The 13,934-nt window shown below is 68.7% G+C and carries 15 protein-coding genes; 4 read left to right on the forward strand and 11 right to left on the reverse strand.

Annotated features, from left to right (window positions below; all coding sequences use genetic code 11):
- Positions 1–68 precede the first annotated feature (68 nt).
- A complete protein-coding gene (locus EHF44_RS09670; RefSeq protein ID WP_124683546.1) occupies positions 69–1,271 on the reverse strand; it encodes an MFS transporter in 1,203 nt (400 codons plus the stop codon).
- Between the two features lie 314 nt (positions 1,272–1,585).
- Positions 1,586–3,904, reverse strand: a complete 2,319-nt coding sequence (locus EHF44_RS09675; RefSeq protein WP_124683547.1) for an AsmA family protein — start codon at positions 3,902–3,904, stop codon at positions 1,586–1,588.
- A gap of 193 nt (positions 3,905–4,097) precedes the next feature.
- Between EHF44_RS09675 and tcdA the strand changes: the two genes are divergently transcribed.
- Entirely contained in the window at positions 4,098–4,949 is an 852-nt protein-coding gene (gene tcdA / locus EHF44_RS09680; protein WP_253700016.1) for a tRNA cyclic N6-threonylcarbamoyladenosine(37) synthase TcdA, read from the forward strand.
- Positions 4,950–4,952: 3 nt separating this feature from the next.
- On the opposite strand, the gene EHF44_RS09685 is transcribed toward tcdA, so the two are convergent.
- Positions 4,953–5,531, reverse strand: coding sequence for an AAA family ATPase (locus tag EHF44_RS09685; protein ID WP_124683548.1), 579 nt, complete (start codon positions 5,529–5,531; stop codon positions 4,953–4,955).
- A gap of 129 nt (positions 5,532–5,660) precedes the next feature.
- On the opposite strand from EHF44_RS09685, the gene EHF44_RS09690 reads away from it, so the two are divergent.
- The gene (locus EHF44_RS09690) at positions 5,661–6,134 is read left to right on the forward strand and encodes a bacteriohemerythrin (RefSeq protein ID WP_124683549.1); all 474 of its coding nucleotides are present in this window, start codon (positions 5,661–5,663) and stop codon (positions 6,132–6,134) included.
- A 28-nt stretch (positions 6,135–6,162) separates the two neighbouring features.
- Here the strand turns inward: EHF44_RS09690 and trxA are convergent, their stop codons facing one another.
- A complete protein-coding gene (trxA, locus tag EHF44_RS09695) occupies positions 6,163–7,002 on the reverse strand; it encodes a thioredoxin (RefSeq protein WP_124683550.1) in 840 nt (279 codons plus the stop codon).
- A gap of 237 nt (positions 7,003–7,239) precedes the next feature.
- Here trxA and EHF44_RS09700 point away from each other — a divergent pair, with 237 nt between their 5' ends.
- Positions 7,240–8,946, forward strand: coding sequence for a long-chain fatty acid--CoA ligase (locus tag EHF44_RS09700; RefSeq protein ID WP_124683551.1), 1,707 nt, complete (start codon positions 7,240–7,242; stop codon positions 8,944–8,946).
- 115 nt (positions 8,947–9,061) lie between these two features.
- Here EHF44_RS09700 and EHF44_RS09705 read toward each other — a convergent pair whose 3' ends face one another.
- Positions 9,062–9,862 (reverse strand): ankyrin repeat domain-containing protein, encoded by an 801-nt coding sequence (locus EHF44_RS09705; protein ID WP_216643973.1) that lies wholly within the window; start codon positions 9,860–9,862, stop codon positions 9,062–9,064.
- Positions 9,863–9,884: 22 nt separating this feature from the next.
- Entirely contained in the window at positions 9,885–10,682 is a 798-nt protein-coding gene (locus tag EHF44_RS09710; protein WP_124683552.1) for a gamma-glutamylcyclotransferase, read from the reverse strand.
- Between the two features lie 232 nt (positions 10,683–10,914).
- On the opposite strand from EHF44_RS09710, the gene EHF44_RS09715 reads away from it, so the two are divergent.
- The gene (locus EHF44_RS09715; RefSeq protein WP_124683553.1) at positions 10,915–11,235 is read left to right on the forward strand and encodes a hypothetical protein; all 321 of its coding nucleotides are present in this window, start codon (positions 10,915–10,917) and stop codon (positions 11,233–11,235) included.
- Between the two features lie 90 nt (positions 11,236–11,325).
- Here the strand turns inward: EHF44_RS09715 and EHF44_RS09720 are convergent, their stop codons facing one another.
- The 5 genes from EHF44_RS09720 to EHF44_RS09740 form a co-directional block, all read right to left on the reverse strand.
- Entirely contained in the window at positions 11,326–11,673 is a 348-nt protein-coding gene (locus tag EHF44_RS09720; protein WP_124683554.1) for an FKBP-type peptidyl-prolyl cis-trans isomerase, read from the reverse strand.
- Between the two features lie 46 nt (positions 11,674–11,719).
- Entirely contained in the window at positions 11,720–12,268 is a 549-nt protein-coding gene (locus EHF44_RS09725) for a YaeQ family protein (RefSeq protein WP_124683555.1), read from the reverse strand.
- 123 nt (positions 12,269–12,391) lie between these two features.
- The gene (locus EHF44_RS09730) at positions 12,392–12,712 is read right to left on the reverse strand and encodes a hypothetical protein (RefSeq protein WP_124683556.1); all 321 of its coding nucleotides are present in this window, start codon (positions 12,710–12,712) and stop codon (positions 12,392–12,394) included.
- A 154-nt stretch (positions 12,713–12,866) separates the two neighbouring features.
- Positions 12,867–13,466 (reverse strand): YceI family protein, encoded by a 600-nt coding sequence (locus tag EHF44_RS09735; RefSeq protein WP_124683557.1) that lies wholly within the window; start codon positions 13,464–13,466, stop codon positions 12,867–12,869.
- An 11-nt stretch (positions 13,467–13,477) separates the two neighbouring features.
- Positions 13,478–13,864 (reverse strand): MAPEG family protein, encoded by a 387-nt coding sequence (locus tag EHF44_RS09740; RefSeq protein ID WP_124683558.1) that lies wholly within the window; start codon positions 13,862–13,864, stop codon positions 13,478–13,480.
- Between the last annotated feature and the right edge of the window lie 70 nt (positions 13,865–13,934).

A 13,934-nucleotide genomic window follows, 5' to 3' on the forward strand; every position in this document is an offset into this window, starting at 1 on the left:
CAATGCGCCGGACACCGCATTTGCGCCATGGCAAGCGGCATCGCCGTTTTACTAGATTTGCTGGACGGCTACGGCTGGGTCGGGGCCGGCGCCGGCAGCTTGCGGGTCTGGCGGCGCGAGTAGTAGTTGGCCATGCCCATGGCGCCGGCCATCGACAGGAAGATCGGCAGCATGCCCAGCGCGGTGCCGACCACGCCGAACGTGAGCGGCCACACCACCTGGCTCGTGTTGAGCACGGCCGACCGCAGCCCCAGCGCCTCGCCGGCGCGGCCGGACGGCGACGCGGTATGGAGGATGTTCATCACGTTGGGCTGGGCGCTGCCCAGCGCCAGCCCCAGCACGAACGCCAGCGCGCACATCAGCCAGAAATGCGACACGAACGGGTAGACCAGGTAGGCCAGCGCGCCCACCAGCAGGGCCAGCCGGATGATCCGCCATTCCGAGAAGCGGCGCGACACCATCGGCATGGCCACGCGGATGGCCAGCGTGGCAATGGAAAAGGCGCCGAGCACCCAGCCGATCATCGACGGCGACAGCCCGATGCGCGTGCCCTGGATGGGGATCAGGAACGCGTGCAGGTCCCACGCGGCCGACAGCACCGCGCTGGCCACGAACACCGCGCGCAGCTCCGGATGCTGGAGCAGGTCCAGCGTGGAATGGCGCGAGCCGTCCTCGATGGCGAGGCGGCCCGCGTTGCCGCCCGTGGCCGGCAGGCGCGGCCGCACGTACTGCAGCCCGGCCTGGCCCAGCAGCGCCACGCCCACCAGGATGCAGAACGCCGTGCGAAAGCCCGCGTGCTCGATCGTGTAACCCATGGCCACCGGCCCCAGCGTGCCCGAGATCGACAGGCCCAGCGCGTGCCACGTGTAGTTGCGCAGCCGCGTCTCGTTGGTCGATACCTGGCCGATCAGCAACTGCATGGCCACCTGCACGAGCATGAAGCCCACGCCGATCAGCGCGCAGGCCGCGTAGAGCGACGCAATGTCGTGCCACACCGCCGGCAGCAGCGTGCCGGCCACCACCATCAGCGACCCCGCCGTCATCGGCAGCCGCGGCCCGATCTCGTCGATGCGCTTGCCCGCGCGGATCGCCAGGAACATCGGCAGCAGCGCGTAGAGCGACATCAGGATGCCCAGCGTGACGGTGGACGCCTTGAGCGAGATGGCAAATAGGGAAACGACGACGCGACTGGCGTTGAACGCCACGTGATTGCACACCGTCAACGCGATCAGCCAGCTGATCGGGGGGACGGCGGCGTGAGGCAACGTCATGGCAGGGGCGGGGCAGGAGGGTGGTTCGCGCCGCCGGCAAGGGTCTCCGATCCAGCGACAAGATGCGCGAAAAAGAAAATCAGTGCGGCCGGGGCCGCACCTGACAAGACACCGGTGGCCGGACTGGAACCCGGCAACGGTGGCGTTGCACGTCGCTGTTCATTAATTACTTGCTTAATCAACGACCCGCCGATTATGCGACTGGCCGCGGCCGCGCACAACATCGGTGAAGCCGGGCGTGCCAAATCCGCAACACCTCGCGGCGGGGGCCGGCGAAGCGTTGCGGATCAACGGGGGAGGGGACGGGCGCGCGGTCAGCCGCCCTGGTAGAGCTGCCGGTCGTTGGCCGGACGGTTCTGCTGCACGTTCGGCGCGGGGATGCGCGGCTTGGTGGGCTCCGGTGCCGGCTCGCCACGGGCCGCGTCGGACTTGGTCGGCGACTCGGGAATCGCCGGGCCGGCCTGCTGCTGGCCCTTGCCGGCCGACGGACCCGTGTAGGTCTTGCCCGGCGGCGGCGCGGTGGGCCGCTTCTTGAGTTCCGCCAGCAGCTTGCCGCAGTTGGATTCCTCGCCGCCCGAGATGTCGAGCAGCGGCACCACCATCGCCACCGGCGCGGTCAGCGCCAGCGCCAGCGCGCCGCCGGCCCGCAGCGCCAGGATGGCGATGTTCGGGCTGACCGACGGGTCCTTGAACGTGCCGCCCACGTACAGCGGCGAGCGCAGCGAGATGATCCGCAGCCCCTTGGAGTCGGGGTGGATCGTCAGCGCCAGCCGCTCGTCCTTGAAGTCGACGGCGCCCTCGGTGTTGATCACGGCGTCCTGCGTGTCCAGCACGAAGGTCTGGGCCCGCGCGATGCCGTTCTGGAAGCCGAACGCCGCCACGCCGCAGTTGATCTGCACCGGTTTGTCGCCAAACAGCTTCGACACCACCACGCTGCCCACGTTGAGCCCGATGGCTTCGAGGATGAACTTGCTGACCGTGCCGTTTTCCACCAGCAGCCGGGCCTCGCCGTTGGACGACCCGAGGATCTGCGCCACCGAGTTGCCGGTGGCCGACAGCTTGGCGCTGCCGTTGATCTCGCCCACGCTGGCCCGGGCGCTGTCCGCCTTCGGAAACAGCTGCTTGATCTTCAGGTGCCGCGCGGTCATGTCGATCATCGCGCCCATCGGCTCGCGCTTGCCGTCCAGCCGGATCGTCGACACCAGGTTGCCGCCGGCCACGCCGAAGTTCAGCGGATCGAGCAGCAGCACGCCGTCGGTCAGCTTCAGGTGGGTGGTCAGGTCCGTGATCGGCAGGTCTTCGTCGCGCACGATGCGCTTGCCGGTGAACTTCACGTCGGCGTCGATCTCGTCCCAGCGCTCGGTGCGGAACGGCGCCACGGGCAGCGCCTTGTTGGGCGGCTGCTTGACCGGGCTGTCCTTGGCCGCCTCGCCCGGCTTGGCGCCGCCGCCGATCAGCGGCGCCAGGTCGGCGAACAGCAATTGCTTCGATACCAGCTCGCCCGACAGCAGCGGCCGGGGCGAACGCTGCGCGAACGTCAGCGTGCCGCCGATGTCGCTGCCGCCCACCTTGCCGGTGAAGTTGCGATAGGTGTACGTCGGCGCGCCCTTGTTCAGCGTGGCCACCAGCCGGCCGCGCGTTTCATACGGCGGCGTGGACGGCAGCACGATGCCGGTCAGCTTGTAGAGCGACGCCATGCTGTCGCCGGACAGCGCCAGGTTCACGTCCAGCGCGCCCAGGTGGGCCGGATTGGTCACGGTGCCCTCGATGGTCGCCCGCGTGGCGCCCACGCGCACGTCGGCCTGGATGGGGTAGGGCGTGTTGGTGTCGCGCAGGCTCAGCACCGTGCCGGCCTTGCCGGTGGCGTTGATGGTCGCCTGGTTGTAGTGGCCCACCGCCTTCCAGCGCAGCCCGTAGCGGTCGTCGTTGCCGGTCTTGTTGTCGCGCGCCCGGGCGTCCGGGGCGGATGCGGCGGATGCGGCCGCCGCCTGCGACGCCGCCACGGCCGAGGCGTCGGACGGCATCAGCGCGCCGTCGCGCGCCTTGTCGTAGATGCCCTTGTCGCCGATGGTGTCCAGCGTGGCCTGCAGCTCGATCTTCTCGGCGGCGTCCTTGAGCGCCAGGTTGCCGCGCTGCAGCACCACCTCGCCCACGTCCAGGTGCCACTTCGACTTGCCGGAATCGGTCTCCTTGCGCGTGTCGAACGTCCAGTTGTTGCGCTTGTCGGCCAGCCGCTCCAGCCACACGGCCGGGCTGTCGACGACGATGGTCGGCACGTTGATCTCGTGCGCCAGCAGCGGCAGCGGGCGCAGGATGAAGATCAGCTCGCGGATGGTGCCCATGTTGGGCGCCTCTGCCCAGTCCGGGTTGCCGATCGTGATGTCCTTGCCCGACAGCCGCGGCCACGGCACCAGCGTGCGCCAGCCGGTCTCGCCCTGCGGGCGTTTCCAGGTGACGCTGAGGTCGCCGTTGATCGCGAACGGGCGGCCGATGGACTCCGACACCTTGTCGTTGAGCCACGGCTTGAGCCGGTTCCAGTCGAAGGTCAGGATGACGATGACGACGAGCGCGATCAGCGCCAGGGGCGTGAACACACTCCAGAAGACGATTTTCTGTCGACGCGAGGCGGGCATAAGGGGCGGGCTCCTGTGGGCGGCCATGCGGCGGATGAACCACTGCTCGTTTCATTGTAGAAACCGGCCCGGCGTGCGGTTGTCGGCCTCCCGCTGACATTGCGGTCGCCCGGAACCCTATTTTTGGCGCGGCTGGGCCGAGAAGGATGCCGGCCGCTGACATAGAATGCCGGCAGATTTTCAGAGATCGACGATGACCACCGCTTCCACGCCCCCGGCGGAGCAGGACCTGCCCGCGCCCCTGACCCACGAAAGCCCCGCCGACGACGACTACCACCGCCGCTTTGCGGGCGTGGCGCGGCTGTATGGCGCCGACGGGCTGGCCCGGCTGGAGACGGCCAGCGTGTGCGTGATCGGCATCGGCGGCGTGGGCAGCTGGGCCGCCGAGGCGCTGGCCCGCAACGCGGTGGGCCGGCTGACGCTGATCGATCTGGATCACATCGCGCCGTCGAACACGAACCGTCAGATCCACGCGCTGGGCGATGCCTACGGCCGGGCCAAGGTCGACGCCATGGCCGAGCGGATCGTGGCGATCAACCCGCGCTGCCGCGTGACGCCGGTGGACGACTTTGTCACCGAGGACAACGTGGCCGCGCTGCTGGGCGGCTTCGACTACGTGATCGACGCCATCGACGCGGTCAAGGTCAAGACGGCCATTCTGGGCTGGGCGCGGCGCGAGGGCACGCGGGTCATCACGTGCGGCGGGGCGGGCGGCCAGCTTGATCCCACCCGCGTGCGCATCGACGACCTGGCGCGCACGATCCAGGACCCGCTGCTGGCCAAGGTGCGCGGCAACCTGCGCCGCCAGTGGGGCTTTCCGCGCGATCCGAAGAAGAAGTTCGGCATCCAGGCCGTGTATTCCGACGAGCCGCTGCAGTATCCCGAGCCCGCGCAACAGGCGTGCGAGATCGACGAGGTGCCGCCGGCGCCGGTGCGCGGCCCGCAGGGGCTGGCGTGCGCCGGGTTTGGCTCGTCGGTGGCGGTGACGGCGGTGTTCGGCTTCGTGGCGGCGTCGGCCGTCATCGGCGCGCTGGCCGCGGGCTGACGCTCAGGCGGCCAGCGTGCGCAGCAGGCCGTCGATGGCGGCGGCGTCGGGCGCCAGGTTGTCGAAGAAGATCAGCTCGGGATAGTCGGCCGGGCCCGGCGCGAAACGGCGCTGGCGATACGCGTCCCAGTGCGCCAGCTTGTAGGCATCGTTGGGATTGCCGCGCGCGATGATCCGCGCGTGGGCGGCGTCTTCGGGCAGGTGAACCCAGACGATCCGCGTCTCGGTGCCGGGCGGCACGTGCAGCCACTGCGGGTCGGTCAGCAGGTGGGCGCGGATCTCGCGCGACAGCGGCCCGATCACGATCACGCTGATGCCGAGCGTCAGGTTCTCGCGCGCGGTATCGAGCAGGCCCTCGTATTCGGGGTCGCGCAGGTTGTCCAGGTAGGCCGGGCTGTCGCGGTCGTTGGCGTCGCCCGTGATGGCCCGCATGGCCGCCGCGCTGTAGCGGCCGTAGAGCGTGTCCTTGTCGAGCAGGCAGAACGGCTCGCCGGTGGCCTGCATCAGCGGCCCGATCAGCCGGTGTGCCAGCGTGGTCTTGCCGGTGCCGGCGTGACCGCAGAAGAAGATCAGTCGGGGCATGTCTGGGGCGGGGCGGGGTTGCATCAGCGGCGTGAACCCCGAGCATAACCGTTGTTTGCGGAAAATCAGATCGGCAGGCCGTGAAATCGGTATCCTTGCCGCTTATCTCAAAGACAAAGTCCCGATTCCATGTCTGCAGAACAGAATCCCTACGCCGGGCTTTCCGCCGAAGGCCTGCCCGAGGCGCTGCGGCTAGGCGAGCCCGTGACCGACGCCACGCACGCGGAATTCCTGCAGTTGCTCGATGCGGTCGCCAAGGCCGACGACGCCGGCTTCCTGGCGGCCTACGACGCCTGGATCGACCACACCCGGCACCATTTCGGCCAGGAAGAGCAGTGGATGGAGGCGATGCAGTTCGGGCCGCGCTTCTGCCACACGAACGAGCACAACGGGGTGTTGCAGGTGGTGCAGGCCGTGCGCGACAAGATCGCGCAGGAAATGGAGGACCCGGAAGGGCCGGGCAAGGGCGGGCTGTCGCTGGGGCGCCGCCTGGTGGACGAACTGTCAGGCTGGTTCGACAACCACGTCAAGTCGATGGACGCGATGATGGTCGAGCATATGAAGGCCAACGGCTTCCTGCTGGTGGAGGCGCCGGCGGCCTAGCCGGCGACCCTCCCAACGCCGCTCCGCGTCAGTTCAGCGTCGTGCTGAGCTGGCGGCGCCACTTCGACACCACTTCTGGCGAATCGGCCATCAGGTCGAAGACCGACAGCATCGTCTTGCGGCCGATGTCGTCCTCGAAGCCGCGGTCGCGGCGTACGATTTCCATCAACTGTTCCAGCGCCGGCTGATACTCGCGCCGCGCGATCAGCACTTTCGCCAGGTCCAGCCGGGCGGCCAGGTTGGCCGGATCGGCCTGGACCTGCGCCTTCAGTTCGGCGCCGTCCGGCAGGTCGTCGAGCCCCTTCATCGCATCGAGCCGGGTCTTGATCGCCGCGTAGCCATCCTCCTGCGGCGCACGCGCGGTCAGACGGCCGAATTCGGCGTCGGCGGCGTCAATGGCGTTGTCGTCGAGCAGGAAGCTGATGTAGGCCAGCCGGTTCGCGTCGTTCTCGGGCTCGTGGGCCAGCGACGCCTGCCAGGCGGCCCTGGCGCCCTCGCGGTCGCCCGCTTCGGCCAGCGCCTGGGCGCTCTGCACGGCTAGCTCGCCGTCGGTGGGCTGGAGCGTGTCGATGAACTCGCGCAACTGCGATTCGGGCAGCACGCCGACAAACTGGTTGACCGCCTGCCCCTCGGCAAACGCCACCACATGGGGGATGCTGCGCACGCCAAAGTGCGCGGCAAGCTGCTGGTTCTCGTCGACGTTGACCTTGACGAGCTTCCAGGTGCCGCCGGCCTCGGCTTCCAGCTTTTCCAGCATCGGCCCCAGCGTGCGGCACGGGCCGCACCACGGCGCCCAGAAATCGACCAGCACGGGCACGGGGCTGTTGATGACTTCGGCTTCGAAGTTCTGCAGGGTGACGTCGCTCATGTTGTGCACCTTGGAATGTGAGAGCCGCACCAGCGGCCGAATGTCCCTATTGTGAGGGCGGAGCCCCAAATTGCAACCGGCGGCTGTCCGGCACCCCCGGCGCGATGGGCGGGAAAACCTCCGGTTGAAAATAGAACGGTCGTTCAGTTATATTGCTTGACCACTACGCGGGGCCCACCCTGCGAACACCCGCCTTCCGAAAAAACTGGTCCTCGAAGACCGTCCGCAGGAGACATCATGACCACCACGCCCGCCCGCCCGCACTTCCAGTTCTGGCCTAAGCGCGTGCCGACCGAGATCGTGCTGCCCGAGACCTCGCTCTGGTACAACCTCGAAGTCTCGGCGCGCCGCTACGCGGACAAGGCCGCGATCCGCTATTTCGGCAACGCCATCACGTTCCGCGCGCTGCAGGACCAGGCCACCGCGCTGGCGGGCTGGCTGCAGCAGTCGGCCGGCGTGAAGAAGGGCGACCGCGTGCTGCTGTACATGCAGAACTGCCCGCAGTTCATCATCAGCTACTACGCCATCCTGCGCGCGGACGCCGTGGTCGTGCCGGTCAATCCGATGAACCGGGCCGAGGAATTCAAGCACTACGTGACCGACGCCCAGGCGCGCGTGGCGATCTGCACGGCAGACCTGGCGGCCGGCGTGATGCAGGCCGACGCCGAGATCCCGGCCGACCAGCGGCTCCAGCACCTGCTGGTCACGCAGTACGCCGACGCGCTGCCCGCCACGTACGAATTCCCCGAGGATGCCCCGCCCGCATGGCTGGCCGCCGAGCATCCGCTGCCGGCCGGCGCCACGCCGTGGGCGCAGGCGCTGGGCGCCGGCCAGCAGCCGGGCCCGCATACGGCCGGGCCCGACGACATGGCCGTGATGCCGTACACGTCGGGTACCACGGGCTTTCCCAAGGGCTGCATCCACACGCACCGCTCGGTCATGCACAACGTGATCGGCGGCGCCACGTGGTCCGGCAGCGGCGCGGAATCGGTGATCCTGTCGGTGCTGCCGCTGTTCCACGTGACCGGCATGCAGTACGGCATGAACGGCCCGATCTACACCGGCGCCACCGTGGTCATGCTGCCGCGCTGGGACCGCGAGGTGGCCGGCCGGCTGATCTCGCGCTACCAGGTCACGCACTGGACCAACATCCCGACCATGGTGATCGACTTCCTGGGCAGCCCGAACCTGGCCAGCTTCGACGTCAGCAGCCTGCGCTACATCGGCGGCGGCGGCGCGGCCATGCCGCAGGCCGTGGCCGAGCGGCTGAAGACGCAGTTCGGCCTGAGCTACCTGGAAGGCTATGGCCTGTCCGAGACCATGGCGCCGACGCACAGCAACCCGTCGGACCGCGCCAAGCTGCAATGCCTGGGCGTGCCGACGTTCAACACCGACGCCCGCGTGGTGGACCCGGTCACGCTGCAGGAACTGCCGCCGAACGAGGTGGGCGAGATCATCGTGCGCGGCCCGCAGGTGTTCAAGGGCTACTGGGGCAAGCCCGACGCCACGCGCGAGGCGTTCATCGAGTTCGAGGGCCGGACGTACTTCCGCACCGGCGACCTGGGCCGCATGGACGAAGAAGGCTACTACTTCATCACCGACCGCCTGAAGCGGATGATCAACGCGTCGGGCTTCAAGGTCTGGCCGGCCGAGGTGGAAAACCTGCTGTACAAGCACCCGGCCGTGCAGGAAGCGTGCATCATCGGCACCCGCGACCCGTACCGCGGCGAAACGGTCAAGGCCGTGGTGGTGCTGCGCGCCGACGCCAAGGGCAAGACCACGCCCGAGGACATCATCGAATGGGCCAAGGAAAACATGGCCGCGTACAAGTACCCGCGCGTGGTGGAATTCGTCGACGCCCTGCCGAAGTCGGGCACGGGCAAGGTGATGTGGCGACAGCTACAGGAAACCGAGAACGCGCGGCAGACGCCGGCGGCGGCGTGAGGTAGCGGGCGAAGGGTTCGCTGTATTTCTCCCGCCCCTGCCGTGCGGGAGCGGGGTCTGGGATGAGGGCGTTGAGGTCGCAGATGCGACATGTCGTGCCAACACCCTCCCTGAATCAATGCCCCCGGGCCCGCATCAGCGCCTTCACCATCGTCTTGTAGCCGCGCTCGCGGGCGTGGCGTGAGGGGGTGATGCCTTCGCGGTCGGCCAGGTTGGCGTCAGCGCCGGCGTCCAGCAGCAGTTGCACCACTTCCTCGTAGCGCGTGCTGCCGTCGCCCAGGATGATGGCTTCCAGCAGCGCCGTCCAGCCGAGCTGGTTGACGCGGTCCACCGGTACGCCGGCCTTCAGCAGCAGCTTCACCACTTCCACGTTGCCATGCTGGCTGGCCGCGATCAGCGCGGTGCCGTCGTAGCGGTCGGTGCTGCGGACGTCGGCGCCGTGCGACAGCGACAGCCGCACGATGTCGAGCTGGTTGGTGGCCGAAGCCAGCAGAAACGCGCTGTTCGATTCCCCGTCCTTCTGATTCACGTCGGCGCCGGCCATGATCAGCGCGCGCGCCACGTCGCCGCGGCGGTTGTAGACGGCGGCCACCAGCGCCGAGCGGCCGCGTTCGTCCACGGCTGACAGCGACGCGCCGGCCCGCAGCAGCCGGTTCACGAGATCGAGGTCGCCGATGCTGGCCGCTGTCACCAGATTGCGATCCAGCGCGGTCATGCCTTCGCCGCGCGATGGCGGGCTGGCCGGCAGCGGGCGCGGCATCGGCGCGGGCGCCGAGGCATCGCGCATGCCGCCCAGCGATCGCGCCAGCGTCTGGCCGCCCTGGCCCGCCAGCAGCCCGCCCGCCATCAGCAATCCCATCAACCCGAGCATTTCGGCAAGTGCCTGGCGGCGGTGGCGGGTCTGGGAGGGCGTCATGATGATCGGCGTTGGGCTGCGGTCAGACGGTTTCGTGTGGATGGACGGCGGCGGCCACGGCGTCGTCCGGGCGCGTTGCCGCGCTGGCCGAGGTGGCCACCGGCGTGGCAGTGGTGCAGGCCGCCCGGGCCACCTCGGCCGCGTCGCGCTCCTGGAGCTGGCGCCAGAGCCGGCCCAGGTAAGGATCGTCGACGCCGTGCGTGGCAAGCCCCAGCAGGGTTTGTTGCAGGTATTCGCGGGCGGGGCCGTACAGGCCGCAGGCATGGCGCAGGCAGTCCACCACGCGCGCGTCGGGCAGGCGCCCGGCGTAGCCGGCGTGGGACCGGTTCATGACGAAGGCGAGCGCGCGCTGCTCGGGCGCGTCCGGCGCCTGGTCCAGCTTCACGCGCAGCCAGCGCGGGTGGTAGGCGCCCGTCATCATCTCGCGGCGCCACAGCACGCGGAATTCCTGCTCCACCACGTGGCTCGGGATGCGGAACACCATGCCCGTGCAGCTACCGCCCCGATCCAGGCCCAGCACGAGGCCGGGGTTGTCCCAGGTGCCGCGATTGATCTTCGAATAGAGGTAGAAGCCCCGGTGATAGCCGTGCACCGTGGCCAGCCGGCTCTCGGTGTGGACGACCATCGGGTTCCAGATCAGCGATCCGTAGCCGAACACCCAGACGTCGCCGTTCAGGTCGGCCGTATCGGGCCGGCAGGCCAGCGCGCAGCCCAGCGAGCGCTCCACGTCGGCCTCAGGCAGCAGCGAGGACGCGACCGGCGAGCTGCACAGCTTGGTGCGCAGCCGGTCTGCCTCGAGGTCCTGTCTGGTGATGGCCATGGCTGAAAGAATAATCCAAAGCGCATTGATGCGTCGCAAGCAAACCACGGATTCGTGCCCGGGTGTGTGCAGCAGGCAACGGTCGGGGGCTTGCCCGAGGGGCCGCCGATTGGCCGGATCGGGTGCCGGGTCACTACAATAGGGGCCCTAACGCCCGGGAACTGCCGTGCAACTGACGGCGAACGGGCGTGCAACTGTCGCGCAATGTGCAGCGACCTTCGGAGAACCGGACATGGCGCATACCCTGACCGTGGTGTTTGGCAGCGGCAAGGAATTTGAATTCACGCTCGCGGACAATGATCTGGCGGCGCTGACCGACGACGCCGCCTGGCGCTGGTTCGACCGCGAGTACGCGGAACTGGACTGCCAGGCGTCCAGCCCGGTCGGCAAGGTGCTTGTGATCGACAAGATCCTCAACGTCGCCAAGTTCTCGGGCGAGAACCGGTTTGCCGCCGACGCCGCCTGGGCCCAGGACTTCGCCCGGCATGCCGGCAAGCTGCTGGACCGCGACAAGGTGCGCATCGACGTGGGCAACGCGGCGATCGGCTTCTGAGCGCCGCGCGGGCCCCCAGGAATGACAAACGGACGCCGAGGCGTCCGTTTTTGCGGGTGGCGCGCCGGATCAGCCCGGCGCCGGCCGGTCTCAGACCGACAGCAGCTCCACTTCGAACAGCAGCGTGGCGTTCGGCGGGATCACGCCGCCGGCGCCGCGGGCGCCATAGCCCAGGTCCGCCGGGATCACCAGGCGGCGCGTGCCGCCCACCTTCATGCCCTGCACGCCTTCGTCCCAGCCGCGGATCACGTGGCCGGCACCCAGCGGGAAGACGAACGGGTCGTTGCGGTCCTTGCTCGAATCGAACTTGCGGCCAGCCTGGCCGTTTTCGTACAGCCAGCCGGTGTAGTGCACGGTCACGTGCTTGCCGGCCGTGGCTTCGGCGCCCGAGCCGACGACGGTGTCTTCGAACTGCAGGCCGGAGGGAGTGGTTTGCATCGCGGTCTTCCTTGTCTGTGTGGCGATAAAGGGTTGGCCGAGGCGGCTAGTCTTCGGCGCGCTGGAGCACTTCGCGCGTCAACTGCACGTTGTGGTCGTCGTCGCTGACCCAGATGTCGCCATCCTGGATCGTGACGGACAGGCGCATGGCGCGCTGGGCCATCTGCGCCAGCGCGTCGACCGCTTCGGACGGCACATTGTAGACGGTCACGTTGCGCAGCTTGCCGGCCTTGCCGGCCATGCCCTTCCACCACTCGCGCGCGCTGGCGCTCTGATAGGTATAGACCGTGACGCGGTCCGCGCGCGACGCGGCGCGCTTCAGACGCGTCTCATCGGGCTGGCCCAGGTCGATCCAGTGGGCGATGTCGCCGGTCAGCGTCTTGTCCCAGAGGTCGGGCTCGTCGGGGTCGTCCAGGCCGCGCGTGAACGCCAGCGTTTCGCTGGCCTCGCAGGCAAAGGCGAGCAGCCGGACCATCATCCGCGCATCGTTCTCGGACGGATGCTGCGCGATGGTCAGCGTGTGGCTGCCGTAGTACGGCCGGTCCATGTCCGAGACGGACAGTTCGGCCTTGAAGATCGTGGATTTGAGCGCCATGGGATCGGGATTGCGGCGCGTGCCCGGGACCGTGCCCGGCACGCGAAAGGCCGCATCATACGTGATCCGGGCGGCGGCGCGATGGAAAACCGGCGCGGGAACGTGCGCCGCCGCGCCCAGCGGTCAGGGCTCGCGGCTCGGGTTGCGGTAGTCGCCCAGCCAGAAGCGCAGCACGGCCGACGCCAGCACCAGCGCCAGAAAGGCCGCGGCGGCCACCAGCGCCAGGCCGCCATCGGTATTGATCTGGCCGGCCATGGCCACGCGGGCCAGCAGCACGCCGACCAGGCTGGCCAGCAGCGGCAGCAGCAGGGCGCCACGGCCGTAGGTACGGAAGGCCCAGAGTGGAAACCGGCGCAGGAAATTGGACGGAATGCTACATACGGCGCAGGCACCGGCAGCAGCCAGCGACGCCGCAACGACGTCGTTCGGGGAAATCAGGCTCATCTTGACTCGCGTCTGGCCGGTACGCATAGGCGAAACGCGGCAGGATGGGAAGAGGGAAGGCGCTGATTTTACTGAATTTTTTTCGCGCAAAGGTGACGCGCGGTCGTCATCGCCCGTCGTGGTTTTCCCTTTTTCGCCGGATGGGGCACAAGCGTCACGGGGCCGGACCGTCCGGCGCCGCTTCGACGGAAATCCGCAACGTGACGGTATCGCCGACATCGGGCAGGAAACGCGTCATGCCGAACGCGCTGCGCGCAAATGTGGCGTTAAAGTCGCCTCCGCAGACGTCGCGGCGGATGCCGAACAGCACGGTCTGCCCGCAGCTGAACCGGTCGGCCTCCAGCCGCAGCGGCTGCGTCACCCCGTGCAGCGTGAACGTGCCTTCGACGGCGACCAGCCGCCCCCCTTCCACGACAAAGCGGTTGGCCTGCAGCCGGGCGACCGGAAAGTTCTGAGCGTCGAGAAACTGGCCGGACCGGAGCACCCCGTCGAGGCTGCGGTTACCGCTGTCGACTGAGTCGGTGTCGACGGTGAAGTCGATCGCGCCGGCGCCGGTGGCGGGGTCATAGATCACACGGCCATCGATCTTGCCGAACCGGCCTCGGACGGTGGTGCGGTCGAAATGGCTCGCCTCGAAGTACACGCTCGTATGCGTGGGATCGACGGCGTACTGGGTCGGTGCCGCCCAGGCCGGCGGGGCAAGCAGGGCGACCAGCGCGACCGCAGCCCTGGCGAAACGGTACGGCCCCGGCATGGCGGCCCTCCTTAATGGACAAACACCGGCAGCAGGAAGATGCCGACCACCGTCAGGTAGCCGATGGTCCAGCACAGCGTGCGCAGCGTGGCGCGGTCGGTCAGGTAGCAGATCGTGTAGAGGATGCGGACGACGACGAAGAGCATCGCCAGTTCGTCCAGGCGCGCCTGCGGGGCGTCGAGGTGCTTAGCTACCAGCACGGCCGCGGCAAAGAACGGAAACGCTTCGAAGTGGTTGCGGTGGGCCATGTCCGCGCGGCGCGCCCGGCCGCTCTGCTTTTCCAGCCACGCCCGGGGGTCGTGGTTGTCGAAGCCGGTGCGGCCGCCCATCTTGGCGATCGACACCGTCAACACCGGCAGCAAGCCCGCTACCAGCACACACCAGAACGCGATCGGCATAACTCTCCTTGCGTGTTTCGGTGCGGAGGCGGCGGATGCCGCCCCCCTTGTCAGTCGCGGCACCGGGCAT

The organism is Cupriavidus pauculus (assembly GCF_003854935.1).
Classification (GTDB): Bacteria; Pseudomonadota; Gammaproteobacteria; order Burkholderiales; family Burkholderiaceae; genus Cupriavidus; species Cupriavidus pauculus_C.

Excerpts from the sequence above, each read along its gene's own strand:
- EHF44_RS09670 (WP_124683546.1), bottom strand. The coding sequence starts at position 1,271 with ATGACGTTGCCTCACGCCGCCGTCCCCCCGATCAGCTGGCTGATCGCG.
- EHF44_RS09720 (WP_124683554.1), bottom strand. The coding sequence starts at position 11,673 with ATGCAAACCACTCCCTCCGGCCTGCAGTTCGAAGACACCGTCGTCGGC.
- EHF44_RS09715 (WP_124683553.1), top strand. The coding sequence starts at position 10,915 with ATGGCGCATACCCTGACCGTGGTGTTTGGCAGCGGCAAGGAATTTGAA.
- EHF44_RS09685 (WP_124683548.1), bottom strand. The coding sequence starts at position 5,531 with ATGCCCCGACTGATCTTCTTCTGCGGTCACGCCGGCACCGGCAAGACC.
- EHF44_RS09675 (WP_124683547.1), bottom strand. The coding sequence starts at position 3,904 with ATGCCCGCCTCGCGTCGACAGAAAATCGTCTTCTGGAGTGTGTTCACG.
- EHF44_RS09710 (WP_124683552.1), bottom strand. The coding sequence starts at position 10,682 with ATGGCCATCACCAGACAGGACCTCGAGGCAGACCGGCTGCGCACCAAG.
- EHF44_RS09725 (WP_124683555.1), bottom strand. The coding sequence starts at position 12,268 with ATGGCGCTCAAATCCACGATCTTCAAGGCCGAACTGTCCGTCTCGGAC.
- EHF44_RS09740 (WP_124683558.1), bottom strand. The coding sequence starts at position 13,864 with ATGCCGATCGCGTTCTGGTGTGTGCTGGTAGCGGGCTTGCTGCCGGTG.
- tcdA (WP_253700016.1), top strand. The coding sequence starts at position 4,098 with ATGACCACCGCTTCCACGCCCCCGGCGGAGCAGGACCTGCCCGCGCCC.
- trxA (WP_124683550.1), bottom strand. The coding sequence starts at position 7,002 with ATGAGCGACGTCACCCTGCAGAACTTCGAAGCCGAAGTCATCAACAGC.
- EHF44_RS09700 (WP_124683551.1), top strand. The coding sequence starts at position 7,240 with ATGACCACCACGCCCGCCCGCCCGCACTTCCAGTTCTGGCCTAAGCGC.
- EHF44_RS09730 (WP_124683556.1), bottom strand. The coding sequence starts at position 12,712 with ATGAGCCTGATTTCCCCGAACGACGTCGTTGCGGCGTCGCTGGCTGCT.
- EHF44_RS09705 (WP_216643973.1), bottom strand. The coding sequence starts at position 9,862 with ATGACGCCCTCCCAGACCCGCCACCGCCGCCAGGCACTTGCCGAAATG.
- EHF44_RS09735 (WP_124683557.1), bottom strand. The coding sequence starts at position 13,466 with ATGCCGGGGCCGTACCGTTTCGCCAGGGCTGCGGTCGCGCTGGTCGCC.
- EHF44_RS09690 (WP_124683549.1), top strand. The coding sequence starts at position 5,661 with ATGTCTGCAGAACAGAATCCCTACGCCGGGCTTTCCGCCGAAGGCCTG.